The sequence below is a fragment of the Kitasatospora phosalacinea genome (genome assembly GCF_000717185.1).
Lineage (GTDB): Bacteria > Actinomycetota > Actinomycetes > Streptomycetales > Streptomycetaceae > Kitasatospora > Kitasatospora phosalacinea_A.
Genome location: NZ_JNYE01000028.1, coordinates 21,508 through 42,813, shown reverse-complemented (window position 1 = coordinate 42,813; position 21,306 = coordinate 21,508). Strand labels below are relative to the sequence as shown.

Below are 21,306 nucleotides of genomic sequence, written 5' to 3'. Positions count from 1 at the left end.
GGTGAACGCCGTACGTCGGCGGCTCGGCCCGGGCATGATCCGTGCCATGGGAGACGAGGCATCCGTGTCTTGGGTGTTCGACAACGCGACCCGCGACTGGGTCGACCTGGCACACGGCACCACCGGGCTGGCGCCGGGCCTGGCCGGAGGCCGGTACGTGTGCTGGGCGTGCCGGGAGCACCTGATGCTCAAAGGGGCGCGCCCCGACTCCAAGGTCTCCCCCTACTTCTCCCACACCAGCGGCGCGGACTGCGCGGCCGCGCCTGCGGTACGCGAGCAGCTCGAGGCGGACGGCCGGATCGTCATCGAGTTCCAACGGCGGATCACCCGGGCCTGGCCTGGGGTGCACTGCGTCCTGGAAGCGCCGTTCGACGCGGGCGCGAACGCTGCGGCTGGCCGCAGCGTACTCCCGCCCGCCGTGGTGGTGGGCGGAGACGGCAACGAGGTCCTGGTCGTGGAGCGGCCGAGGCGTCCCGTGGGCACAGGCGAGGTCGAGCAACGGATCCAGGCGGTGAAGGCCCGCTACGGCGGCGGAGCCCGGCACGTCTGGTTCTGGGCCAAGGACGCGCTGCAGGCCGCGCGCCTGGCCGACCTGGCCGTGTTGCCGCGCGGCCTGGCCAAGGCCCGGCACGCGACGATCGCCCCGACCGAGCAGCAGCTCGCGATCCTCGCTGCGGGCGGCCGCGTCTACTTCCTCGACGGCCAGCAGGTCCTAATCCCCTACGGCGTCCACGACTTCGACCACGAGCAGCGTTCCGAAGAGGACTGGGACTTCCCCGACTGGCGGTGGGGCTGGCACCGGGACTGGCGCATCAGCCACCCCGTCCCCGCCCCGGACGCCACCCGCTGGGGCCTCGCACCGGTCACCTTCGACGAGCTCACCCGCACCCGCGGCGTGTTCTCCCTGGCCACCGCGAACGACCTGATGAACCGCCTGGAGCAGTCCCAGCGCGGAAGGTGGCGCTCCCGGCGCTCCCAGGCCGCCGCTCTCTACCAGGAGCGCCACCGGCCGACGCCGCCTGCGGAACCTACGGCGCCCCTCCCCATGCCAGCGGCGGAAGCGTCGCCGGAGCCGCCAGCGCCGCCCGCCGCCCCGCCGGAGCCCCCGGCATCTGCCGCGGCCGTACCCGGGTCGCGGCCGCACCGTCCGCCCCTGCCGGAGGAACGCCCCGAACCGGAGGCACAGAAGACGAACCAGCCGGACGGCGAGCAGCTGCCGGAGGACTCCGTCTACCTGCCCGCCGCAGCTGTCCCTCCCGGGCCGATGCCGCCGCCGCCCGCGTACCCGCCCGCTCCCGGGCAGCCTCCCCTGGTTCCTTCGCCAGCACAGGGCCAGCGGCGCGGGTGGCGCTCCCTCTTCGGGCTGCGCACCTGACCGCTCCAGGGCCGGGTCACCTCCAGAAATAGGTGGCGTCCGTCATCGGCGCCAGCAGCACCGACGCGGCGGCCGCGGACACGGCTTGGGTGGTGACGGCGTCGACCAGGTGCTCGCCGACGTCCGGGTAGAGGTGCGCGCCGGCCAGCTCGGCCGGGGCCAGCCACAGCACCTCGGTGGCGTCTTCGGCGTCCAGCTCGACCAGGGCGACGTCCTCGGCGAACGGTAGCGGGAGGTGGACGACGTGGACCAAGTGACGGCGGCGAAACAGCCGACTATCTCCCGGGCGGGTGGTGGCCTGGTGCTGCTCGAACCGCGGGACCAGACCGACGTCGGCGGCGACCAGGTCCAGCCCGAGCTCCTCACGCAGCTCCCGGCGCAGCGCGTCGGCCGGCTGCTCGCCGTCCGCGAGGAGGCCGCCGGGCAGCGAGTGCTGTATGCCGCCGGGGCGGTGACGGCGGATCACGCACACCCGGCCATCCGGGTCGACCAGCAGCGCGCACACCCGCACCGGGACAGTGGACTCGGGCACGCCGATTCAGTCCTGGTTGGGGCGGCCGAGGGTCCAGCCGGAGACAGCTGCAAGGGGGCCGCGCCAGGACGGCAGGGTATGGACGGTGCGGCCGTCCCGGACGGTGACGTCGCGCAGGTGGAGGTGTCGGCGGTCCGGCGGGCGCTTCTTGCCGTCGTCGGCGTCGTCGGCGATCCGGCCGTGGGCGGTGCGGATCGCGCGGGCGAGGTCGTAGTCGTCCAGCTCTTTCAAGAACAGCTTCCGCCACGCCTCGGGTGAGATCACAGTGCCGGTGATCAGGGCGCCGGGGACGGCGAGTGTGACCTCCAGGCGCTCGGCCTCGATGTCCTCGTGCTCCGCACCCAGGCGCAGCAGCTCCAGGTAGGGGTCGAGGTGGGTGTCACGGTCCCCGGCCAGCACCCGGAACACGGCCTGCGCCGCCTCCTTGAACGCCATCTGATCCGCCCCTGCCCTCGTGGGTGACGCCCAGCCAGTTGGCGTGCCGGGCCAGAATTAACCGCGGTTAATTCTGGCCCGGCACGCCGCGCCTGTGGGGTGGTTCGGCGTCCTCGGTGGTGTCTGACATGCTGGGCCGGTCCGAAGTACCGGCGCCCGCCGGGAAGTCGACGGACTCCGAAGTACCAGGGTGACCTGGGAAGTCAACGGATCAAGGAACTGAATCCATGGCAACAGTGATCGTCGTCCTCAATCGCAAGGGCGGCATCGGGAAATCCACGATCACGGTGAACCTGGCCGCGACCACCGCAGCGGTCCTCGCCCCGGACAAGGGGACCGCCAAAGACGGTGTGTTGGCGCCGGTCGCGGCTGTCTCGCTAGACCCTCAGGGCTCCAGCGCGTGGTGGGCGGAACGGGTCGGCGACGATCTCCCCTTCATCTTCGCCGAGGCGTACAACGACCTGGACGACCTGAAGCGGCTGCGCGAGGCGACCGCGGTGGACATCGTCATCGTTGACACTCCGGGGTGGACTCCGCCAGAGGCCCGGGACGAGAACTCCGGCGACCCACTCGGTGAGGGCCGGGTCGCGGACTCAATCCGGGCAGCGCTCGACAACGCCGACCACGTGATAGTCCCCATCGAGACCGAGTCGCTCGGCTGGAAGCCCACCGCCGAGACGATCGAGGAAGTCATCAAGCCCCGCGGTATCCCGTTCACGGTGGTGGTCTCGAACTGGGACCCACGCGACGGCGAAGGCGACCGGGACGATACGAAGCAGTACGTCCGGGACAACGGGTGGCCGCTCGCGAACACGGTGATCCGGCACTACAAGCTGCACTCGAAGGCTGCCGCGCTCGGCCAGGTCGTCACGCAGTACGCCAAGAGCCGCACCGCGCAGGAGTGCCAGGCGGACTTCAGCAGCCTCGCGTTGGAGATGCAGCTGCGGATCGCCCGGGCCCGTGACGGAAGGAACTCCTGATGGCCGGCCGTCGTGTGAACGTCGCGGACCTTCTGGGCAAGCCTGCGGCTCCCGCTGAGAACCGGGATTTTGAGGGTGCTTCCGACAGCAGCGGTCCGGATCGGCTGATCTACGTCAAGACCGCTCGGCTGGCACCTAACCCGCACAACCCCCGAGACGGGGTCGGCGACCTGTCCGACCTGAGCTCGATCGCCGAAATCCAGCGGCAGAGCCTGCTCGTGGTGACCCGCGCGGCATACCTGCTGCTCTATCCGGACGAGGCGGAGCAGCTACGCGGTAGCGACTTCATCGTGGTGAACGGCTGTCGGCGGCACGCCGCTGCGGTGGAGTTCGGGCGCGCGGAGCTGGCGTGTGCGGTGAACGACACCGTCGCCCGGTCCCGGGCTGCGCTGCTGCGAGCTGCTCTCGACGAGAACGTCGAACGTAAGGACCTCGACCCGATCGAGGAGGCCAAGGCGGTCATGGCGATCGTCGCCGAGTATCCGACCGCGAAGGCCGCCGCCGAGGCGGAGGGCTGGACCGGCGCATGGATCTCGCAACGCAAGAGCCTGCTGAAGCTGCATCCCGACCTGCAGGCGATGGTGCGGGCCCACGCGGCCGGTGACGAGTCCGGCCTCTCGATCCGACGGGCCCGGCGCCTCGGTGCGGTCAAGGACATCGAGGAGCTGACGGCCGAGCAGCAGCTGATGCGTCTGGCTGACATCGAACGCGGGGACTCGGCGAAGAAGGCCGCGGGCCGGCAGAGCGCGGCCGTCGATCAGGCGGCCGACGCAAACGGTACCTCCGAGGGTCAAGTGCAGGAGGCTGCGGAATTTACCGCGGTTAATTCTGGTGCCCGGCCGTCGGCCGCCGGGGTGTCAGCTCCGGCAGCCCCCGGAATGCAGGAAGGACGAGCGCCGGGGGCGGCCGCAGAATTTACCGCGGTTAACCCGGCCTCCACAGCTGACCGTCCTGTGCCCAAGCAGTCCGCCGGGGCCACCGGTACGCCCGCTCCAACGCTGGTCGATCTGGCCGCTCTGACCATAGACGAACTCGCTCAGGCCATCTTCTCTGCGCTCAGCATCGACGATGCCTACAGGCTTGCTGACGCGCTCGCCACGAAGGTTCTTGAGTCATCTGGCGAAGGCTAGCCCCGACATGACGAAGGCCCGCGTCCCACTCGATGAATCCGAGTGGGACGCGGGCCTTCGTCATGTCGGGGCGTCAGGCGGCGGCGGTGATGAGGGCGGCTACGGCGAGCGCGACCAGGGCGGCGATGGATGTGTCGGAGGCCCACCGCAGCAGCAGCATCTTGCGGTCGCTGGCGGTGCGTACTTCGCGCCGGGGGCGGACGACGAGCACGGCGAGGATCGTGGCGGCCAGGAGCAGCGCGGCGGCCGGGGCGATGACGGCGAGTCGGGCGCCCGCGGACTGGGCGAGGATCGCGACGGCGGCCGCGAGGACACCGTCCAGGCCCAGCAGAACGCCGGCCTTCTGGTCGGTGCGGCCAACGTCGGCGGCGGTGTGGGTGAGCGCCTCGGCCAAGTTCTGGTCGAAGCGCTCGGTGTTGGTGTCGGTGGTGTCGGTTTCGGTGGTCACGGGCGCTCTCCCGGGGTGGCGGGGTCGGTGGTGAGGGCCATGCGGTGGAGGGCGGTGGCGAGGGCCTCGGTCCAGTCGCCGGTGAACGTCACGGCCCGGTCGTCGATGTAGCAGGCCGCGCCGAGCTTCTTGTTGGTGACCAGCACGGTGCCGCGGGTGGTCCAGTGGGAGCGGTCGGGGTCGTCGTCGACCTCGGCGTCGAAGCCGTGGGCGCTCAGCCAGGCGGCGATGTTGGGGTGGTGCTCGCGCGACCTTGCGGTGACGACGAAGACGGCGCGCAGGTCGAGGAGTTCGCGCAGGGCCTCCAGGGCGCCGGGGATCGGCTCGCCGTAGATGCGGCCGTCCTTCCACCCCTGGTCGTGCGCGATCAGGGTGAGATCAAAGTCAATGCCCACGGCCTGGGTGGCCGCGGACTCAATGCGGAAGGGAACGATGGTGCCGGACAAGGTGAGTGTGCCTCCGTCAGTGGGAGTGGGTGATGGCTGGGCTGGAGCCCGCCGGGCTCGGGGTGCTACCTGCTGCGCGGGGTGTGCCGGGGCCGGAACGCGTGCGGCGGTCCGGCCCCGGGTGGTGGGTGGTCAGGGGTGGTGTGCCCGGCGGGCTCCGTCGCGCAGGCCGGTGATGCGGTGGGCCTGGCGGGAGATCCGGGCGGCGAGGGCGGCCAGGCGGTCTGCGTCCTCGGGCCGGGCGGGTCCGCAGTGCAGGTCGTCCCGGTAGCGCTGGACGTCGGCCTGGAGTTGCGCGGCGTCCTGGCCGTGGGCCTGGAGTTCGCGGTCGACCTCGGGGTCCGGGTCGCGGTAGGCGGTGGAGTGGTCGATCAATCGGTGGTCCTGGTGGTGGTGTCGGGCGACCAGGCTCCAGTGGGGTCGTCGCCCCAGTCCTCCGGGTCCGGATCGGCGGGTGGGGCCTGGCGCGCGGGGCGCAGCCGGTGAAGGAGTGCGCGGAGCACGGTGGCCGGGCGGCTGCCGCGCTCGGTCGGGTCGGTCACCGGGTTCCGGCGGTGGTGGTCTCGGTCCGGGCGGCGGGGAGCGCGAGGAGGGTGGCGGTGGGCAGGGTGGTGCCGGCGGAGGCCGTGGTGAGGAGGTTGTCGGCGTCGGCGGGGGTGAGCGGGGCGGCGTCGAGGTCGATGTTCGAGGCGCGGACGCGGGTGGCGTCCAGGCGCAGGCCGACGATCGTGGTGCGGGTGCCGACCAGGTGGGCCTGGCCGTTGTTGACGACCGTGCCGCCGACCGCGTTGGAGGTGACGGTCACGGAGACGGAGCCGCTCTCGTCGCTGACGGTCAGGATGCGCGGGTCGCGGCTCTGGTAGGTGGTGATGACGCCGTGGACGACGACGAGCGAGTTGTCGGGGGCGGCGGCGAGGCGGGGGAGGTTCTGCATGGTGGTGTCCTTCCGGTGGGTGGGGCTGTGGTCGGGTGACCGGGCAGCCGCGCCGTGTCCCGGCGACGCCCGCCCTGGGCGGGTCGGGTGGTCCGGGGCTGGCGGCGGCGGTCCGCTCGCGAAGGTCAGGCGGATTCGGCGCGCAGGATGTCGGCGCGGGCCTGGCAGTCAGAGGCCAGCTCGGGGTCCGTGTCGGCGGCGTGGGCGGCGACGCCCTGCCAGATCCGGGTGAGGTCGCGGCGCTCATCGGCGGTGCGTGCCGTGGCGGGGGTGCTGGTGCGGACGGCGGTGGCGAGCGGGGCGAGGTCGGTGAGGTCCAGGCGCAGGGGGTTGCGGTCGGGGCGCGGCTCGGTGGGCAGCGGGGTGTAGGAAGGGAGCGGGGCGGTGGCGGCCAGGCCGCGCAGCAGCGCGAGAGCGCCGTCGGCTCCGCGGGGGTTGTGGTTGTACTCCCAGTCGGTGATGGTGACGCCGCACACCGGCAGGTGCTGCGCGATCACGGTCAGGGCGTCGAAGCGCAGGGGCAGGTCGGTGCCGGTGACGCGGGTGACCGCGTGGACGATGTCCTGGAGCAGGATGGCGAAGTTCGGGGCTCCCTGGGGGTCATGCCGGGGGAGCAGCTCGGCGGGGCCGTAGCCGTGGGTCTCGATCCAGGTGGCGGCCTCGGTGAGGACGGCCGCGATGGCGGTCGGGTCGGGCGTCGGGGCCGGGCTGGTGGCGCGCAGGTCGGCGGCGACGGCGAGCAACTCGTCCGGGACGGGGTGCTCGGCCAGGACGCCGCGGGTGGTGAGGGCGCGGCGGGCGAGGAAGGTGAGCTCGTCCTGGAGCGCGGGGCTGCCCTGCGCGGTGACGCAGGCTTCCGCGCCGATGGAGGAGTTGACTGCGCGCTCCAGGATTCCGGCGACGATCTTCGGGTGCATGGGTGTCCTTCCGGTCGGGTGGGGCTGTGGTCGGGTGACCGGGCAGCCGCGCCGTGTCCCGGCAGCACCTGCCCGAGGTGGGTGGGTGGTCCGGGGCCGGCGGCGGCGGTCCGCTCGCGGCAGGGCCGTTCTGGCCGTGCGGGGTGGTCAGCCGTTCAGGCGGACGGGCATCAGCAGGTGCTGGTAGGGGGTCTGGGCGCCCTCACCGAGGCGGGGCAGCAGGAGGACGGGCTTGTCGGCCTTGCGGATGTGCAGTTCGGCCTCGGGGGCGTCCAGCGCCTTGAACGCGTCCGCGAGGTAGCCGGGGTTGAAGCCGATGGCGAAGCCGTCGCCGAGCTCCCCGGCCGTGTTCACGGGGACCCGGTCGCTGCCCTGGGCGTCGTCGCCGGAGCCGGCCTCGATGCGCACGGTGGCGCCGTCCAGGACGAGCAGCACGGGGGTGTTGCGGGTGGCGACCAGGGCGACGCGCTGGAGGGCGTCGGCGGTCTCGGCGACGGGCAGCGTCCACGTCGCGACCGCGGCGATGTCCGCCAGGAGGAAGTCGGTCTTGGGGAACGTGTGGCCGGACAGGATCCGGGTGGTGTAGCTGCGCCCGCCGGGGGTGGCCAGGCCGAACAGGCCCTCGGACCAGTGCAGGGTGAGAGCGTGTTCGCCGTCCAGCGCGCGAGCGGCCTCGGAGAGCGCGCGGGCGGGCACCAGCGCCTGGGGCGCGGTGTCCTTGGCGGCCGGGTCCGGGCCTTCGCCGGGCTCGGGCTTGCGGCGCTTCGCCGCGCCCTTGCGCGGCACCGGGGCAGTGAGGGTCAGGGGCAGTTCGTGGCGAGCGATGCGGTAGCGGTCGGTCGCGGACATCAGCAGCCGCTCGCCCTCCAGGCGCAGCTGGATGCCGGTGATGGCGGGCAGGGTCTGGTCGGCGCTGGCGGCGATGGCGACCTGGGCGACGGTGCGGGCGAGGGCGTCGGCGGAGACGGTGGCGACGGCGTCCGGGAGGGCGGGCAGCGCCGGGTACTCGCCCAGAGGCAGCACCGGCAGGGTGAAGCGCGCGGCGCGGGAGGCGACGGCCAGCCGGGTCCCCTTGTCCACCAGCTCGAGGTCGACGTCCGCGCTCTTGGGCAAGCGGGCGCAGATGTCGTTCAGCAGGCGCCCGGGAACGACGGCCTGGCCGGCGTCGGCGACCTCGGCGGCGGTGGTGTCGGCGGTGTAGACCTCGGTGTCGGAGGCGGCCAGGTGCAGGGTGCCCGGGGTGGCGGTCAGCAGCATGCCGGCCAGGACGGGGACCGGGGGGCGGGCGGGCAGGGCGCGGGCGGTGTAGGAGACGGCGTCGGTCAGGGCGGCGACGGACAGGCGGAGCTTCACGGCGTGGGTTCCGATCTAGGAGAAGGGTCGGCCCGGCCGCGGGTGCGGCCGGGCCGGTGATGCGGGGTCAGGTGGCGCGGGGCGGGGCGGTGTCAGGCGTGCAGGCCGAGGACGCCGCCGCTGTACTCGGCGCGGCTGATCGGGTAGCCGGCCATCTCCACCACGGCGTGGCCGGGGACGTCGGCCAGGGCGGCGAGGAGGTCCTCGGCGGTGAGGCGGCGGGTGCGCTCGGAGATCCGGGTGAGGTAGCCGGTGCCGCTGTCCGGCGCGGCGGCCGCGGGCGCGGTGGACGCGGCCGGGGCGCGCAGGAGGCGGGCGCCGGCCAGGTAGCGGCCGACCGGGTACTCCTCGCCGCCGTCCAAGGCGGGGGCCGGGTCGGCGGGCAGGTCGAGCGCGGCCTGTCCCTCGGCGGCGGGGCGGGCGGTGAGGGTCTGCTCGGCGCTCAGGTGCGCGGGGTCAACCTGGAGGCAGATCAGCTCACCGGTCGGCAGGGTCTTCCACTCGCGGTCCCGGGCGACGGCGAGGGCGTCCTTGGGGGACTCGTAGTAGCCGTACTCCTCGTCCAGCGGCTCCTCGCAGATCGCGCACCACGCGGAGTGCAGGATGTGCGGGCGGACGCTGCCGGTGCGGGCGGCGCGCGGGCGCCGCCACGCCTTGCCGTGGTGCAGCACCACGGCGTGCACGACCGCGTTGAGCGGGCTGCCGTCGTCCAGGTCGGCCGCCACCGCGTTGTGCTCGGCGGCCTCGATCAGGGCCTCCCCGAGGCTGGGCATCGGAATGATCTCGCCCATGGCGGTCAGCCACAGCGCCCACTCCACCCCCTCGTCGCCGACAACGAGGGGCTGCTCGGCGAACAGGCCCCGACGGACGATGGCGGAGGAGGCGGAGGCGAGCACCGGGGCGGACACGACCCGGCTGGTGGTGGTGGTGGTGTTCATCGTGCTGTCCTTCCTGGAGATGGCGAGTACGAGCGGGGTGGAGCGGGTCAGCGGCCGATGCGGGCCGGTTCGAGGCAGGCCGGGCTGGAGACGGTGACGCGGTCGACGGTGGCGAAGCCCTCGGCGCGCAGCTGCTCCGCGGTGGGCAGCAGCTGCTCCTGCTCACACAGGACGTGGTCGGGGACGACCCGCTCCCGGGCCGCGTTCAGCCGGCGGCGTCGCTCGAGCGGGACGTCGAACAGCACCGCGCAGGCCGGGCGCTGCCAGTAGCGGGCGCGGGCGAGCAGGTGCGCCCTGACGTGCGGCATCAGGGCCGTGGAGTCGACCACGGTCAGCAGGCGGCGGGCGAGCCGGGCGTCCAGGAGCAGGTCCTGGATCTGCGCGGCGACCGGGGTGGCGGACTGGTCGGCCGCGGAGTCGGTCGCCATGGCGCGGTACTCGTCCAGGCACAGGCGCGAGGTCGCCGGCCAGCGGGCGGCGGCGAAGGTCGACTTCCCGGCGCCGGAACCCCCGACGAGAACGATCAACGAGCCTGGGGCGAAGTCGGGCGAGCCGGTGGGGTGCACGGGCGGGTGGTCCTTCCGGGGTTGTGGCGGCGGGCGGCGGGCGGTGCGGGCTCCTGGGTGCTTGCTTCACACGGGAGCCCGCCCGGGGCCGGGTTCGGCCCGCACGCGCCGGGGCCCCGAGGAGATCGCTTTCTCCTCGGGGCCCCGGCGCGTTGTCTCAGAGCTGCGGCTGCTGCCGTTCGGCTCGGAGTTCGGGGTGGTCGTCTTCGAAGTTCTGGCGGATGCGCTGCAGGGTGGAGCGGGAGAGGCCGGGGTCGATCAGGCCCCTGCTGGCCAGGGCCTGACGGATCTCCTCGGCCCCGGGCCGGCGGCGCAAGGTGGCGTAGAGCCGACGCAGAACGGTGGGGGTGTCCTCCTGCGGCGGCGCGGCAACGGGGGTCTGCGCAGGGATCGCGATCACCGGGGCGGGCGGGGCAGCGGTGTCCGCGCCGCGGGCGGCGGCGAGCAGGCCGGCCAGGTCGTGCAGCTGGTCGGCGGTGAACTCGAGCCGGGTGTAGCCGGTGGTTCCGGCGCCGTCGGTGGTGAAGGCGATGAGGGCGGCGGTGCCGTGGCGGTGCTCGACGGCGAACTGGGTGACGGCGCCGACGACCTGGACGGTGGCGGGCATGGTGTCCATCCGTTCTTGAGGCAGTGGTTGCGCGTGTTCAACGAGGCCCGGGGTGCGGGAGCGCTTGCTTCGCTCCCGCACCCCGGTTCTCGGCCGCGGGTTCGCCTACGCGGTGCGGAGGTTGCGCAGGAGGGGTGGGAACGGTGCTACGGCGGGGAAGGGCCCCTGCTCCGGGCGGGACAGGGGCCTGGGTGGGCTGTCAGGCCGTGGCCTCGACGGCTTCGGCGGTGTGGCCGGCCTTGCGCGCCGTCCGCTTGTCCCACCAGGTCCGCGCGCTCCAGTCGGTGGCGTAGCTCAGGAGGATGTAGGCCAGCGTGGTGCCGACCGCGAGAATCCCGTGGGCCCATCCCCACTGGCTGGCGTGTGTGGTGGCGGTGATGGCGTTTCCTCCGCCGATGGCGCTGATCAACGTGATGATGCCGCTGGCGCACAGCAGGGCGAACTCGGAGTCGGTGACGTTGCCGATGCCGTGGTGGATGGCGTAGCGGACGTGGAGGGCCAGCACGGTCAGCTGGACGGCCCGCAGGGCCAGGACGACGGCGGCGAGGCCGGACAGGGTGACGAGGTGGTGCATCGGGTTCCTTTCGTGAATGGTGCGGCCAATTTTCGGCGGTGGTGCGGTACTTGATCCGGTCTTTGGAGGGTTTCGTCTGGTTAGCGACGGTCGGCGGCGAGGGTGCTCGGTTCGGCGGGCGAACCTGCCCGGCGCCCTCGGGCTGGGCCAGTTCGCGAACCGGCCCCGGGGTACGTGGTTCACCCCTGGGCCGGTTCGCGGTTCGCGGGTCGAGTGGTGAACCGGTTCGTGGTTCGCCGAGTGCGGTTCGCGGGTCAGGCGGCGGTGCGGTTCGCGAACTCGCGGCGGGCGTCGGTGAGGCGGTGGTAGGCCGTGGTCTTCTTCAGGCCGAGGTTCGCCATGACGTAGTCGAGGTCGACCGTGTCGTAGCCGACGGCTTCGATCAGGGCGAGGACCTGCCGAACCTGCTCGTCCACGAGTTCCTGGGCGGCGCTGCGCCGGTTCGAACCGTCCGGGTCCGGGACGGTGCGTTGCTGGTCGGCGGCGGTTCGCGGCTCGGAGGCGGTCCCGGCCGGTTCGCCGGTGGGGGTGGTGCGGTTCGCGGCCTCCAGTTCGCGGCGGCTGCCGGTCGCGCCGGAGCGCGCCGCGGGCAGGGCCGGGTTCGGCGAACCGCCGGGGCCCTTGGGGGGCTGGTTCGGCGAACCGGGGCGGGTGAGGCGAACCGCGAACTGGGGGACGGCGGCCGGGTTCGGCGAACCGGAGACCGCGACGATCAGGGTTCGGTTCGGCACGGCGGGCAGAGCGCGCAGCGGCATCCAGTCGCCGACGCCGATCGCGGCGGCGATGATGCGGCGAACCGTGCCGAGGCCGGTTCGGCGAACCATCGCGCGGTGGTTCGCCGCGGCTGTCCAGGCGAGCTCGACGGTGGACAGCGACTCGTCGGTGATCGCCAGCGACCACGCGGTGAAGGAGTGGCCGGGGTAGCGGGCCCAGCGGATCGCCCCGATGGTCGGCCGGGACTTGGCGACCTTGCCGTCCGCGCGGAGCTTGCTGCGGTGGATGAGGCGGGCGTAGAGCTCCCACAGCACCATGCCGGTGATGCTCATGACCGAGAACGCGACCGCCCTCGGGGTGGGGTCCCAGTAGCTGAGCTGGTCGACCATCTTGTGAGCGACCGGGTCCCACTTCTGGCCGGTGACGGTGGCGGAGGCGTGCCAGTAGTTCATGACGGCCGCGCCGATGGCGAACGCCCAGGTCGAGACGCGGTAGAGGGTGCCGCTGTCGCCGACCTTGCGGGCCTCGTGGTACATCCACGCGACGAAGGCGGTGGACAGCTCCCAGGCGGCGGCGAACAGCACGGTGAACGGGGCGATCCAGCCCAGGATGTCGTGGGCGAAGCCGGCCTGGCCGGTCCAGGCGACGGCCATCGGCGCGGTGATCGGCACGATCGCCAGCAGGCGGCGGGCGTTGGCCTTGGCGAACGCCTTCACGCGGGCGGTGGCGGTGGGCTTGCCGGCCCGCGCGGCGGTGCGCGCCTCGCGCTTGAGGCGGCGCCGCTCCAGCTTGCGGACGGTACGGCTGGTGGCCTGCCGCAGCTCCTCGGCGGCGGCCTCCAGGTCCTGGGCGGCGAGCTGGCGCAGCCGCTCCGCCTGGCCTTCCGTCTTCTTCGCCTCGGCCAGCGCCTGCTCGCTCTCGTGTCCGAGCGCGGCCGCCGCCTTCTCGGCCTGGCGCAGGATCTTCTCGGCGTCCTTCGTCGCGTCCTGCAGCAGCCGGGCCGCCTCTGCGGCGCTCCGGGTCCGCTGCTGGCGGATCTCCTGTTCGGCCTGGACGCGGACCTGGTCGGCGTCGGCCGCGGCCTTGGCCCGCACCTCGCGGGCCGCATCCGTGGCCTGGTCGATCTCCCGGTCCGCGTCCTCGCGCAGCCGGCGAACCTGGACGCGCACCCGCTCGGCGTCCTCCTCAGCGGCACGGCGCAGCTCGTCGGCCTGCCCGCGGGCGGCCTCCAGCAGGCCGTCCGCCCGGGTCCGGGCGTCGCCGATCAGGGTGTCGGCCTGCCGGGCCGCGTCCTTGTGGGTCTGCTCGACGCGCTTCTCGGCGCGCTCGCGCAGGGCGTCGGCGTCCCGGTCGGCCTGGGCGAGGATCTGCCCGGCCCGCTGCTGGGCGGCGTCGGTGGTCTCGGTGGCGGCCTGCTCGGCGCGGGCCAGGATCTCCTGGGCGGCGGCGGTGTCGAACCGGGCCTGCTCGGCCGCCTGGGCGCGGATCTGGTCGGCCTGTTCGGCAGCGACCCGAGTCAGATCGGCGGCCTGCTGCTCGGCAGCGGCGATCCGCCTGCGGGCGGCCTCCTCCGCCTCCTCGCGCCGCTCGGCGGCGTCCTCGGCAGCGCTCCGGCGGATCAGGTCGGCGTGGTCGTTGGCCATGTCGATCACCTGACGGAACGCCACTTCGGCACGCTGCGTGAGCATCTCCGCGTCCGCCTCAGCGGCGGCGCGCAGCGCTTCGGCCTCCTCGGTCCACTGCTGGGCGGTGGCCAGCTCGGCGTCGGCGGCGCGGCGGGCGGAGCGCAGCAGGGCGTCGGCGGCGGCCTGGGCGAGGTCGCGGATGTCGGCGGCGCGGTCGGCGGCGTCGGCCGCCACCGGGTCCGCCGAGGGGCGGGTGAAGGTCGCCGGGACGACCGCGGCCGGGGTCTTCGGCGCGGTGGCCGCGGGAGGCTTGGCGGCGCTCTTCGCCGGGGGCCTGGCGGCGCCTCCGCGGGGCTTTCGGGGGGTGGTGGTGCGGGCCGGGGTCATGGCCGGTCTCCTCCGATCGGTCACGATGGGTGAGTGTCTGGGTGGTGCGGTGGGGCGGGTGGGCGAGCGGGTGTGTAGGTGGTGGGCAACGGCCTCGGACGCGGGCTCCGGGGCCGTCTCAGGGGGTGTGCGGATCTGATCTGTCTGATCTGTTTTTGCAGTTGGTGATCCGTTTGGTGATCTGTCGGCGACCTGTCCCTGATCCGTCTCGGGGGACGGATCAGGACGGATCGGCGACAGGTCGGGGTCGGATCGGCGGACGGATCAGCGGCGTCCGCCGCCGGTTACTGTGTGTGTCAGACCGCGGTGGCCTTGATGGCGGCTTCGATGTCGGCGAGGAGGAACCCAGAGGGCGGGTTGTCCTTGTCGAGGTCGGGTCGGCGGACCGTGCCCAGCTCCGTGATGCCGGCCTTCTTGAGGTCGCGGGCGATCTTCTTCGCGCCTTCGCGGCGTCGGTCGGTGGGCTCCCTGTCGTCCCACTTGCGCCACTCCTCGCCGGTGGTGGCGAGGTGCTGCAGGACCTGGTCGGTGAGCAGGAAGTCCGGGGCGCCGTGCTTCTCGAACGCTTCCCAGAGCGCCGTCAGGATCGGCGGCAGGTCGGCTTCGTCTGCGCCGTCCGGATCGAAGTCGTCGTCGTCCTCGGCGCACATCGCCAGCAGGTCCGGCCACGGAACGTAGTGGAGGTACTCGTCCTCGTCGGCGAACTTCAGACTGGGCGGGTTCGGCGACCACAGGGCCGCGTCGATCGACGCCTGGTCGACGTCGAGGAGGCCGGCGGCGAGGCGCTCGGCGGCACGGCGGCCTCCTTCGTCGTCGGGGATGTGGTGCCACTTGTGGAGCATCGGGTCCTCGCAGACGCCGGGGGCGCCGACGATGTAGGTCTTGGCGACGTCGTTGAGGTTGTCGCCGGACTTGGGCTGGAGCCGGTGCGGCAGGTAGCCCCAGTCGATCGCGCCGCCGCCCAGGGCCTGGGTGGTGTCGACGTCCCGGCACGCGCCGAGGATCTTCAGCGCGGGGTGCTGGGCGATGTTCGAGCCGAGCAGGGTGCTGGTGGCGCCCTGCGCGGCGAAGATCAGCCAGACGCCTTCCTTCCGCCCGACCAGCATCAGCTCGGCGATGATCAGCTTGCTGCGCTTGGTGAGCTTGGGGAACTCATCGACGAAGACGAAGACCGCGGGGTGCTCGCGGCTGCACTTCCAGGTGTCGCCCATGCCGAGCTTGCGGCGGATGCGGGCGCGGCCGGCGGCGAGCCGGTAGAGGGACAGCAGCGCAAACTCGATCTGGAGCGGGTCCGTGCTGGTGAGCGCGACCGCGTCCTCGAACTTGCCCGGCCCGTCGCCGGACGGGTCGAGGAACACGGTGACCGCGTTGTACGCGGCGGTGGTCCAGTCGAGCAGCGCCCGGATCAGCGTGGACTTGCCGCCGCCGGAGCGGGCGATGACCTCGCCCATCAGCTCGGCGAGGGAGAAGGTGAGGTCGGTGCCGTCCGCGCTCATGCCGAAGGTGCCCGCGGTGGTGATGTCCACCGAGTGCGGGGCCCGGTACGGGGCGGGCTTCATCGCGCCGAACAGGTCGCCGGTGACGATGCGCAGGGTGGCCTCGGAGGTGCGCTTGCGGTTGGGCTGGAGGATCACGTCGCCGTCGCCGACGTCGAACTTTGTCTCCAGGGCGCCGAGCTTGTCGCCGATGTCGCCGGAGGTGCCCTCGGAGACCCGGACCACCACCTCCCAGCCCCACGGGTGCTGGACGGGCTCGTCGACGTGGGCGAGCGGGATGTCCTCGGCGAGCAGCGCCCGGCGCACGCACTCGGCGGCGACGGCCGGGGTAGTGACGTCGTGGATGTGGAAGGGCTTGCCGGTGTCGCCGGGGAACAGCGCGCCGTCGAAGGGGGCCGCGGCGACCTGCTCCTTGTTGTCCTTGTCCTTCTTGTCCTTGGCGGGCTTGCCGGTGGCGATCTCGTAGGCGAGGGCGGGCACGTCGGGCAGCTCCCGGCGCCAGCCGCTGATGCGGCCCTTGGCCCAGGCGGTCAGCAGCAGCCCGGTGGCGGTGATGGTCGGCAGGATCAGGTTGCCGACGGCGATCTCGAGGCCGCCGAGGGCGATGGTCAGGACGGCCAGGCCGGTGCGGCGCTTGTTGGCGGTGCGGCGGCGGTGGCGCTCCAGCTCGGCGTCGACCGGCTCGATGTGGCCGGTGTAGGGCTGGCGCTGGATCTCGCGGGCCCGCTCGCGCCAGTCGGCGGCCTCCGCGTTCAGCGCGGCGGCGACGGTGGTGGCCTGCTTGTGGTCGGCGGTGCTGGCCTCGTCGGTTTGTCCGGCGGCGAGGGCTCGGCGGGCCTTCTTCTCCAGCTCGCCGGCCTTCTCCTCCAGGCGCTCGACCTCCGCGTTCTGCTTGGCGGTCCAGGTGGCGTAGCGGCGGTTGAGCAGGGAGGCGCGCAGGTGCGCCGGGGTCTCCTTGGAGGCGGCGGCCCAGGTGCCGGTCTCGGTCTTCAGGACGGTCAGGCCCTCTCGCAGGGCCGCGTACTCGCGGCGGCCCTGGCGGGCGAGGGCAGCGGCAAGGCGGGCACCGAGGTCCGGGCCCTCGGTCGCGGCGGTGCCGTCGGCGGCCGGGCCGTCGCTGGTCGCCCCGCTGGCGGAGGTCTTGCCGCCGCGAGCGGTCGTAGTGTTGCGGGTGGTGCCGCCGTCGGCGGCGGCCTGGCGCTCGTCGTGCTCGTCGTCGACGAACTCGGCGTCGATGATGACGCGTTCGGGCAGATGGGTGGTCACCGTTGTCTCCTTCACAAGGTGGTGGGCCGGGGCCGGGCGGTTGCGGCCGTCCGCACACGCCGCGCCGCCGGGCACCGCGGGTGCGGGCCGGGGCGGGGCGGGTGCGGGCGACCGGTGGCGTCCGGAGTCAGGCGATGGTGCCGACGAGGGCGGCACCCGCGCTGTTGGCCAGGGGGATGACGGTGGCCATCACGGCGCCGCCGAGGGTGGCGGACAGGCCGAGCAGAACGCCGGAGACCATGCCGACGCGCATCTTCGACTTCCACTTGGCCGGCACCTTCTTCCAGGCGCCGACCACCACCACGGTCAGCAGCAGCAGGATCAGGTTGCCCATGGCGGTGAGCGCGTTGCTGGCGGAGCGGACGGCGAGGTCGGCGTCGCCGCCGGTCGCGCCCCACATCGCCAGCGTCCCGGCGCCGTTGCCCAGCCAGGTGATCGCGCCGGTGGCGAAGCCGATCAGGCCGCTGGTGGTGGCGGTGGCGATGGCGCCGTAGGCCATGCCCGCGGCGAGCGGGACCAGGTCGTCGACCGCGCCCTTCATCGCGGCCGAGCTGTTCTTGATGTTCGCCATCGCGAAGCGGCTGGTGTGCCAGATCGGGATGGCCATGCCGACGAGCAGGCCGCCGATGGTCAGCGACGCGGCGGGGATGTTCACGAGTGCCTCCAGGGCGGTTTCAGTGGAGGGCGGCCAGGACCTGGTCGCCGAGGTGGTTGATGGCGGGCACGAGGGTGGCGGCGGCCAGGCCGGAGAGGCCGGCGGCCAGGCCGAGCGCGGAGCCGGACAGCGCGCCGGTGCCGATCTGGGCGCGCAGTCGGGCGTCGCAGCAGCGCCAGGCCAGGGCGGTGGCGGCGGCGAGCAGCACGGTGGCGACGCCGCCGGGGCCGGTCAGGCCGGCCGGGCCGGGGTGGGCGAGCAGCTGGGTGTCGCTGCCGAGGACCTTGTCGCCGAGCGGGTTGGTGGCCTGGCCGACGAGCAGGTGCGCGGCCAGGCCGAGCAGGCCGCCGGAGCACAGCGCGGACAGCAGGCCGGACAGCAGACCGCCCACCAGGGCGAAGGCGTCGGGCAGCGGGAACCCGCGGCGCCACCAGCGCAGGGCGGTGGCCAGCAGGAGCGCCAGGGCGAGGGCGAGGCCGCCGACGGACAGCTGTATCGACGTCACCTGCGCCTCCGGCAGGGGCGGGTGCGCGGGTGCGCGGGGTGCGGGTCGGGCACGGCGTGGTTCCCTCCGATCAGGCGAGGACGAGGTGGACGAGCAGCGGCACCAGGTGCACCCCGGTCAGCGCGGAGATGGCGGGCGGGGTAAGCAGCACGAGCAGGTCGCCGGCGGCGGCGCGGGTGTGGGCGGAGCCGCGGCGGGCCAGGCGCCACAGCCGCACCGCGGCGAGCAGGTAGATGGCTCCGGCGGCGGCGCGCCCGGGCCACCAGGGCACGGACAGCGCCAGCCCGGCGACGTCGGCGACGACCGCGACGGGGCGGCGGCCCGCTTCGGCGAAGCGGCCCTCCTGGCGAGTGGGCAGGTAGGGGATCCCGGCGGCGGCGACCACCAGGTCACGAATGATGATCACGAGGTCTCCCGGGTCGGGATCGGCGAAGCGGGTCAGGTGAGCAGGCGGGCCAGGCCCTGGACGGCGGCGGCCGCGGCGTACAGCGCGGCCAGCACGACCACCAGCCACAGCAGCGGGGCCTGACGGCGGCGCAGCTCGTCCGCGGTCCACGGCTGTCCGCGCCAGGCGGCGAAGGCGTTCGCCAGCACGACCAGGAGCGCGTAGGGGACGGCGAGGACCGCGAAGGCGCCCAGCAGCAGGTTCGACACCGGCATCAGGCCGCCCCCGTCCCGATGAAGGCGATGCCGAGCAGTCCGGCCGGGGTGACGATCCCGGCGGCGGCCCAGGAGCAGGTGTGCACCCGCACCAGCCAGCGGATCTTGAGCTTGTCGTGGTGGGCCCACTCCAGCAGCAGCGCGCCGACCAGGCCCGCCAGGAGCACGCCCGGCTCGTCGCCGAACACGTGCAGGACCGGGTTCCACACGGCGCGGGCGATGACCGTACCGATGGCCAGGGCCAGGCCGTTGCGCACCGGGCGGATCCGGCGGACGTCGAAGCGCCGCTCCAGCGGCGCGGCCGGCGCGGCCTGGACGATGTGGTTGTAGGTGTAGGTGACCGGGGCGGGCGGGAGGTAGACGGGGGCGACCATCGTGGCCGTCCCGCCGCCACCGCCGCTCCAGCCGGAGCCGCCGCCCGCGTGCACCGGAACCGGCGCGGGCACGGGAGCAGCAGAAGAGGCGGGCCCGGAGGTGTCGGCGTCGCGCCACCAGCTGCCCGGCCCGGACGGCGCGCCCGCACCGGCGGAGCCGGAAGTGGTGCCCGCGGTCGGGGGCTCGGACGGCCGGGGCGGCGGCACCGGCGCCGAGGCGGTGGGCGGCTGCACCGTGGCGTCCACCACGGGCATGTCGTCGCTGTCGCCGTCGGTGCGCTCGCCGGCCTTGCGCACCGAGGCGGGCTGGATCGGCTCAGACATCGGCCCGCTCCCGCTGCGCCTCGGTGCCCTGGGCTGCGATGGTGACGCTGACGACCAGGGACGGCTGGGGCTCGGCGGCGCGGCGCCGGTCGGCGCGGGCGGTGAGGGCCTCGGCCGCCAGGACCATCGCGGAGGTGACCGCGCTGCCGGCGAAGAAGACGCCGAAGACGGTGTCGGTGTTGACGTTCATGGTGCGCGGCCCTTTCTGCAGGGGCGACGGGTGCGGAGGTGGGGCTGTGCTGCGGGGCCCGGTGGCTCCCCGGACCGGCCGTCCCCGGGGGGTGGGAGACGGCCGGTCGGGGCAGCGCACCGGACCGGCCGCCGCCGTGCCCGGCGTGGTGCGTGCCGGGTCGGCGGCTGGCGGTCAAGCTGCTGACGGTGGGTCAGTCGGCGGGGCGCAGGCAGATGTCGTCCACGCGGCGGCCGGTGTTCGCGTCGAGAGCGGCGCGGGTCTGCGGTCCGGCGATGCCGTCGACCTTGATGCCGGAGCAGGTCTGGAACCACACGACGGCGTCGCGGGTCAGCGGACCAAAGCGGCCGTCGACCTCAAGCTGGTAGGTCTGCCCGAGCTCCGAGTTGAGCTGGCGCTGCAGCTGCTCGACCGGCGAGCCGGTGGAGCCGGTGGACAGCAGCGCCGGGGCGGCGGAGGCCGGGGCGACGGCGCCCACGGTGACGGCCGCGGCCAGGACGACGGCGGCGACGGCGGCGCGGATGGCGTAGGGGTTGGTGCGCATGCGGGTTCTCCTCGGTGATCGTGGAGGGGACCTGGGTGGTCCCGGAGCTCCCCGCCCGGCCCGACGGGTCGGGGCGGGCGGGGAACCACGGGGCGGTGCGCAGCGGGGTGTTCGGCGGGGCCCGGGTCGGGCGACGGGGTGGAGCTGGCAGCGGCGGCCGGGGCCGGCGGGCCTAGTCCGCGAGCGAGCCGTCCGGGTAGCGGCGGATGCCGTCGCGGCAGCGGATGACGTAGCAGCCGCGGGGGTCGCGGCCGGAGCGGTCCTTCCGGAACGGCGACCAGCTCTCGACCACGTCGCGGACGTCCCGGCCCCAGGCGTCCATCGGGTCGTCGCCGAACGCGGCGAGCTCGACCGGGGTGTAGACCTCCAGGGCCAGTTCGCGGACGCGGTCGCGGTGGTCGGCCCGCTTGGTGACCCGGGTGCGGGTGGCGGCTGCGGTCTCGGCGGCGGCGTCGGTGGCGGCCTCGTTGGCGATCTCGGCCTCCATCTCCGACCAGTCGTCGCCGGGCTCGGTCGGCTCGACCAGGTCAGCCGGGGCGGTGTTGATGATGGCGTCGGCGCCCTGGTTGAGCAGGCGGCGGCGGGTCGCGCTGTCGTCGAGGTCGGTCACCTGCCACATCTGCGGGTCGGTGCCGGTCAGCTCGGCGACCTCGTCGGCCAGGCGCTCCTCGGCAGTGGTCCACGCCTTGGGGGCGGTGCGGGTGGTGGCGCGGACGATGTGGCGGGCGAGCGCGGCGGCGCCGACGGTCGGCGCGGGGGCCGGACGGCGGGTCAGGGTGGCGTTCACTGTGTCCTCCTGGACGACGGTGTGGCTGGCGGTGGCGGGTTCCGGGTGGAACCCGCCGCCCACTCCCGGCACCCGTCCCGGCATGTGCATGCCAGGACGGTTCCGGGAGGCAGGCGGCGGGGGCCGAACTGCGGAGGTGGAGAAAGGAGGGGAGAGGGTGGCTCTACTTGCCGGAGCCGTTGCCGTTGTTGATCTGCTTCTGGGCCTCGCGGGCCCGGCGCAGCGCCTCGTCGGCCTGGTTGGACAGCTCGGCGGCGGTGATCTGCTTCATGGTCAGCTCCTCCAGAACGAGCGGTTGGTGTCCTCGGGGCGGGGGCGGGGGCTGTTCACCCGGCGTCCGTGCTGGTCGGTCGCGGCCGACGGGACGGTGACCTGGGCGATGCGGTGGTGCTCCCGGGCGGTGGCCTCGTCGTAGGAGTGCCAGCCGCCGGTGGAGCCGCTGCCGGAGGTGGTGGTCCGCGTGCCGGCCGAACCGGTCGCGGAGCCGGAGTTCGAGCTGCTGGTGCTGCTGCCGAAGCCGAAGAAGGAGCGGATGCTCACTTGC

General features: G+C 73.7%; 27 protein-coding genes. 3 read left to right on the top strand and 24 right to left on the bottom strand.

The window, feature by feature from the left end; genetic code table 11:
• Positions 1-46 precede the first annotated feature (46 nt).
• Positions 47-1,375 carry a hypothetical protein gene (locus tag OO57_RS43820; RefSeq protein ID WP_158715125.1) on the top strand — a complete coding sequence of 443 codons (1,329 nt, stop codon included), beginning with the start codon at positions 47-49 and terminating at the stop codon, positions 1,373-1,375.
• Positions 1,376-1,391: 16 nt separating this feature from the next.
• On the opposite strand, the gene OO57_RS14845 is transcribed toward OO57_RS43820, so the two are convergent.
• Positions 1,392-1,907, bottom strand: coding sequence for an NUDIX hydrolase (locus OO57_RS14845; protein ID WP_051777627.1), 516 nt, complete (start codon positions 1,905-1,907; stop codon positions 1,392-1,394).
• A gap of 6 nt (positions 1,908-1,913) precedes the next feature.
• On the bottom strand, positions 1,914-2,342 hold the full coding sequence (locus OO57_RS14840; RefSeq protein ID WP_033252907.1) for a hypothetical protein: 429 nt from the start codon (positions 2,340-2,342) through the stop codon (positions 1,914-1,916).
• A gap of 227 nt (positions 2,343-2,569) precedes the next feature.
• On the opposite strand from OO57_RS14840, the gene OO57_RS14835 reads away from it, so the two are divergent.
• Both OO57_RS14835 and OO57_RS39450 read left to right on the top strand, forming a co-directional pair.
• On the top strand, positions 2,570-3,322 hold the full coding sequence (locus OO57_RS14835) for a GTPase (protein WP_033252906.1): 753 nt from the start codon (positions 2,570-2,572) through the stop codon (positions 3,320-3,322).
• Positions 3,322-4,452, top strand: a complete 1,131-nt coding sequence (locus OO57_RS39450; RefSeq protein ID WP_051777626.1) for a ParB/RepB/Spo0J family partition protein — start codon at positions 3,322-3,324, stop codon at positions 4,450-4,452. Before OO57_RS14835 ends, OO57_RS39450 begins: the two co-directional genes overlap by 1 nt.
• Before the next feature lie 73 nt (positions 4,453-4,525).
• On the opposite strand, the gene OO57_RS14825 is transcribed toward OO57_RS39450, so the two are convergent.
• From OO57_RS14825 to OO57_RS14725, 22 genes are all read right to left on the bottom strand, one after another.
• The gene (locus OO57_RS14825) at positions 4,526-4,900 is read right to left on the bottom strand and encodes a hypothetical protein (protein ID WP_033252905.1); all 375 of its coding nucleotides are present in this window, start codon (positions 4,898-4,900) and stop codon (positions 4,526-4,528) included.
• Positions 4,897-5,346 (bottom strand): hypothetical protein, encoded by a 450-nt coding sequence (locus tag OO57_RS39445; protein ID WP_051777624.1) that lies wholly within the window; start codon positions 5,344-5,346, stop codon positions 4,897-4,899. Before OO57_RS39445 ends, OO57_RS14825 begins: the two co-directional genes overlap by 4 nt.
• A 132-nt stretch (positions 5,347-5,478) precedes the next feature.
• A complete protein-coding gene (locus OO57_RS14815; protein ID WP_033252904.1) occupies positions 5,479-5,721 on the bottom strand; it encodes a hypothetical protein in 243 nt (80 codons plus the stop codon).
• Positions 5,718-5,888, bottom strand: coding sequence for a hypothetical protein (locus tag OO57_RS43815; protein ID WP_158715124.1), 171 nt, complete (start codon positions 5,886-5,888; stop codon positions 5,718-5,720). Before OO57_RS43815 ends, OO57_RS14815 begins: the two co-directional genes overlap by 4 nt.
• Complete coding sequence (locus OO57_RS14810; RefSeq protein WP_033252903.1) at positions 5,885-6,280, bottom strand: hypothetical protein; 396 nt, start codon at positions 6,278-6,280, stop codon at positions 5,885-5,887. The genes OO57_RS43815 and OO57_RS14810 overlap by 4 nt, the downstream gene beginning before the upstream one ends.
• Before the next feature lie 125 nt (positions 6,281-6,405).
• Positions 6,406-7,197, bottom strand: coding sequence for a hypothetical protein (locus tag OO57_RS14805; RefSeq protein ID WP_033252902.1), 792 nt, complete (start codon positions 7,195-7,197; stop codon positions 6,406-6,408).
• A 147-nt stretch (positions 7,198-7,344) separates the two neighbouring features.
• Entirely contained in the window at positions 7,345-8,550 is a 1,206-nt protein-coding gene (gene dnaN, locus OO57_RS14800) for a DNA polymerase III subunit beta (RefSeq protein ID WP_033252901.1), read from the bottom strand.
• Positions 8,551-8,642: 92 nt separating this feature from the next.
• Complete coding sequence (locus OO57_RS14795) at positions 8,643-9,488, bottom strand: hypothetical protein (RefSeq protein ID WP_033252900.1); 846 nt, start codon at positions 9,486-9,488, stop codon at positions 8,643-8,645.
• Between the two features lie 47 nt (positions 9,489-9,535).
• The gene (locus OO57_RS14790; RefSeq protein WP_051777622.1) at positions 9,536-10,054 is read right to left on the bottom strand and encodes an ATP-binding protein; all 519 of its coding nucleotides are present in this window, start codon (positions 10,052-10,054) and stop codon (positions 9,536-9,538) included.
• A 157-nt stretch (positions 10,055-10,211) separates the two neighbouring features.
• The gene (locus OO57_RS14785; protein WP_158715123.1) at positions 10,212-10,661 is read right to left on the bottom strand and encodes a hypothetical protein; all 450 of its coding nucleotides are present in this window, start codon (positions 10,659-10,661) and stop codon (positions 10,212-10,214) included.
• Between the two features lie 199 nt (positions 10,662-10,860).
• The gene (locus OO57_RS42530) at positions 10,861-11,235 is read right to left on the bottom strand and encodes a hypothetical protein (protein ID WP_033252898.1); all 375 of its coding nucleotides are present in this window, start codon (positions 11,233-11,235) and stop codon (positions 10,861-10,863) included.
• Positions 11,236-11,489: 254 nt separating this feature from the next.
• On the bottom strand, positions 11,490-13,961 hold the full coding sequence (locus OO57_RS14775) for a hypothetical protein (RefSeq protein ID WP_033252897.1): 2,472 nt from the start codon (positions 13,959-13,961) through the stop codon (positions 11,490-11,492).
• 296 nt (positions 13,962-14,257) lie between these two features.
• On the bottom strand, positions 14,258-16,723 hold the full coding sequence (locus OO57_RS39440; protein WP_051777620.1) for a hypothetical protein: 2,466 nt from the start codon (positions 16,721-16,723) through the stop codon (positions 14,258-14,260).
• Between the two features lie 127 nt (positions 16,724-16,850).
• Complete coding sequence (locus OO57_RS14765) at positions 16,851-17,378, bottom strand: hypothetical protein (RefSeq protein WP_033252896.1); 528 nt, start codon at positions 17,376-17,378, stop codon at positions 16,851-16,853.
• A 19-nt stretch (positions 17,379-17,397) separates the two neighbouring features.
• On the bottom strand, positions 17,398-17,883 hold the full coding sequence (locus OO57_RS14760) for a hypothetical protein (protein ID WP_033252895.1): 486 nt from the start codon (positions 17,881-17,883) through the stop codon (positions 17,398-17,400).
• A gap of 70 nt (positions 17,884-17,953) precedes the next feature.
• Entirely contained in the window at positions 17,954-18,289 is a 336-nt protein-coding gene (locus OO57_RS14755) for a hypothetical protein (protein ID WP_033252894.1), read from the bottom strand.
• 32 nt (positions 18,290-18,321) lie between these two features.
• Positions 18,322-18,543, bottom strand: a complete 222-nt coding sequence (locus tag OO57_RS14750; protein WP_033252893.1) for a hypothetical protein — start codon at positions 18,541-18,543, stop codon at positions 18,322-18,324.
• The gene (locus tag OO57_RS14745; RefSeq protein WP_033252892.1) at positions 18,543-19,241 is read right to left on the bottom strand and encodes a hypothetical protein; all 699 of its coding nucleotides are present in this window, start codon (positions 19,239-19,241) and stop codon (positions 18,543-18,545) included. The genes OO57_RS14750 and OO57_RS14745 overlap by 1 nt, the downstream gene beginning before the upstream one ends.
• A complete protein-coding gene (locus OO57_RS14740; protein WP_033252891.1) occupies positions 19,234-19,431 on the bottom strand; it encodes a hypothetical protein in 198 nt (65 codons plus the stop codon). Before OO57_RS14740 ends, OO57_RS14745 begins: the two co-directional genes overlap by 8 nt.
• A gap of 193 nt (positions 19,432-19,624) precedes the next feature.
• Positions 19,625-19,975 (bottom strand): peptidoglycan-binding domain-containing protein, encoded by a 351-nt coding sequence (locus OO57_RS14735; RefSeq protein WP_051777618.1) that lies wholly within the window; start codon positions 19,973-19,975, stop codon positions 19,625-19,627.
• 172 nt (positions 19,976-20,147) lie between these two features.
• A complete protein-coding gene (locus OO57_RS14730) occupies positions 20,148-20,852 on the bottom strand; it encodes a hypothetical protein (RefSeq protein WP_158715122.1) in 705 nt (234 codons plus the stop codon).
• A gap of 183 nt (positions 20,853-21,035) precedes the next feature.
• Positions 21,036-21,302 carry a hypothetical protein gene (locus tag OO57_RS14725; protein ID WP_033252889.1) on the bottom strand — a complete coding sequence of 89 codons (267 nt, stop codon included), beginning with the start codon at positions 21,300-21,302 and terminating at the stop codon, positions 21,036-21,038.
• Positions 21,303-21,306: the final 4 nt, after the last annotated feature.

What these genes read in the sequence shown, in the direction of transcription:
- OO57_RS43820 (WP_158715125.1), top strand. Translation starts at nt 47, where the DNA reads ATGGGAGACGAGGCATCCGTGTCTTGGGTGTTCGACAACGCGACCCGC.
- OO57_RS14840 (WP_033252907.1), bottom strand. Translation starts at nt 2,342, where the DNA reads ATGGCGTTCAAGGAGGCGGCGCAGGCCGTGTTCCGGGTGCTGGCCGGG.
- OO57_RS14835 (WP_033252906.1), top strand. Translation starts at nt 2,570, where the DNA reads ATGGCAACAGTGATCGTCGTCCTCAATCGCAAGGGCGGCATCGGGAAA.
- OO57_RS39450 (WP_051777626.1), top strand. Translation starts at nt 3,322, where the DNA reads ATGGCCGGCCGTCGTGTGAACGTCGCGGACCTTCTGGGCAAGCCTGCG.
- OO57_RS14810 (WP_033252903.1), bottom strand. Translation starts at nt 6,280, where the DNA reads ATGCAGAACCTCCCCCGCCTCGCCGCCGCCCCCGACAACTCGCTCGTC.
- OO57_RS14805 (WP_033252902.1), bottom strand. Translation starts at nt 7,197, where the DNA reads ATGCACCCGAAGATCGTCGCCGGAATCCTGGAGCGCGCAGTCAACTCC.
- OO57_RS14795 (WP_033252900.1), bottom strand. Translation starts at nt 9,488, where the DNA reads ATGAACACCACCACCACCACCAGCCGGGTCGTGTCCGCCCCGGTGCTC.
- OO57_RS14785 (WP_158715123.1), bottom strand. Translation starts at nt 10,661, where the DNA reads ATGCCCGCCACCGTCCAGGTCGTCGGCGCCGTCACCCAGTTCGCCGTC.
- OO57_RS42530 (WP_033252898.1), bottom strand. Translation starts at nt 11,235, where the DNA reads ATGCACCACCTCGTCACCCTGTCCGGCCTCGCCGCCGTCGTCCTGGCC.
- OO57_RS14775 (WP_033252897.1), bottom strand. Translation starts at nt 13,961, where the DNA reads ATGACCCCGGCCCGCACCACCACCCCCCGAAAGCCCCGCGGAGGCGCC.
- OO57_RS14750 (WP_033252893.1), bottom strand. Translation starts at nt 18,543, where the DNA reads ATGCCGGTGTCGAACCTGCTGCTGGGCGCCTTCGCGGTCCTCGCCGTC.
- OO57_RS14745 (WP_033252892.1), bottom strand. Translation starts at nt 19,241, where the DNA reads ATGTCTGAGCCGATCCAGCCCGCCTCGGTGCGCAAGGCCGGCGAGCGC.
- OO57_RS14740 (WP_033252891.1), bottom strand. Translation starts at nt 19,431, where the DNA reads ATGAACGTCAACACCGACACCGTCTTCGGCGTCTTCTTCGCCGGCAGC.
- OO57_RS14735 (WP_051777618.1), bottom strand. Translation starts at nt 19,975, where the DNA reads ATGCGCACCAACCCCTACGCCATCCGCGCCGCCGTCGCCGCCGTCGTC.
- OO57_RS14730 (WP_158715122.1), bottom strand. Translation starts at nt 20,852, where the DNA reads ATGCACATGCCGGGACGGGTGCCGGGAGTGGGCGGCGGGTTCCACCCG.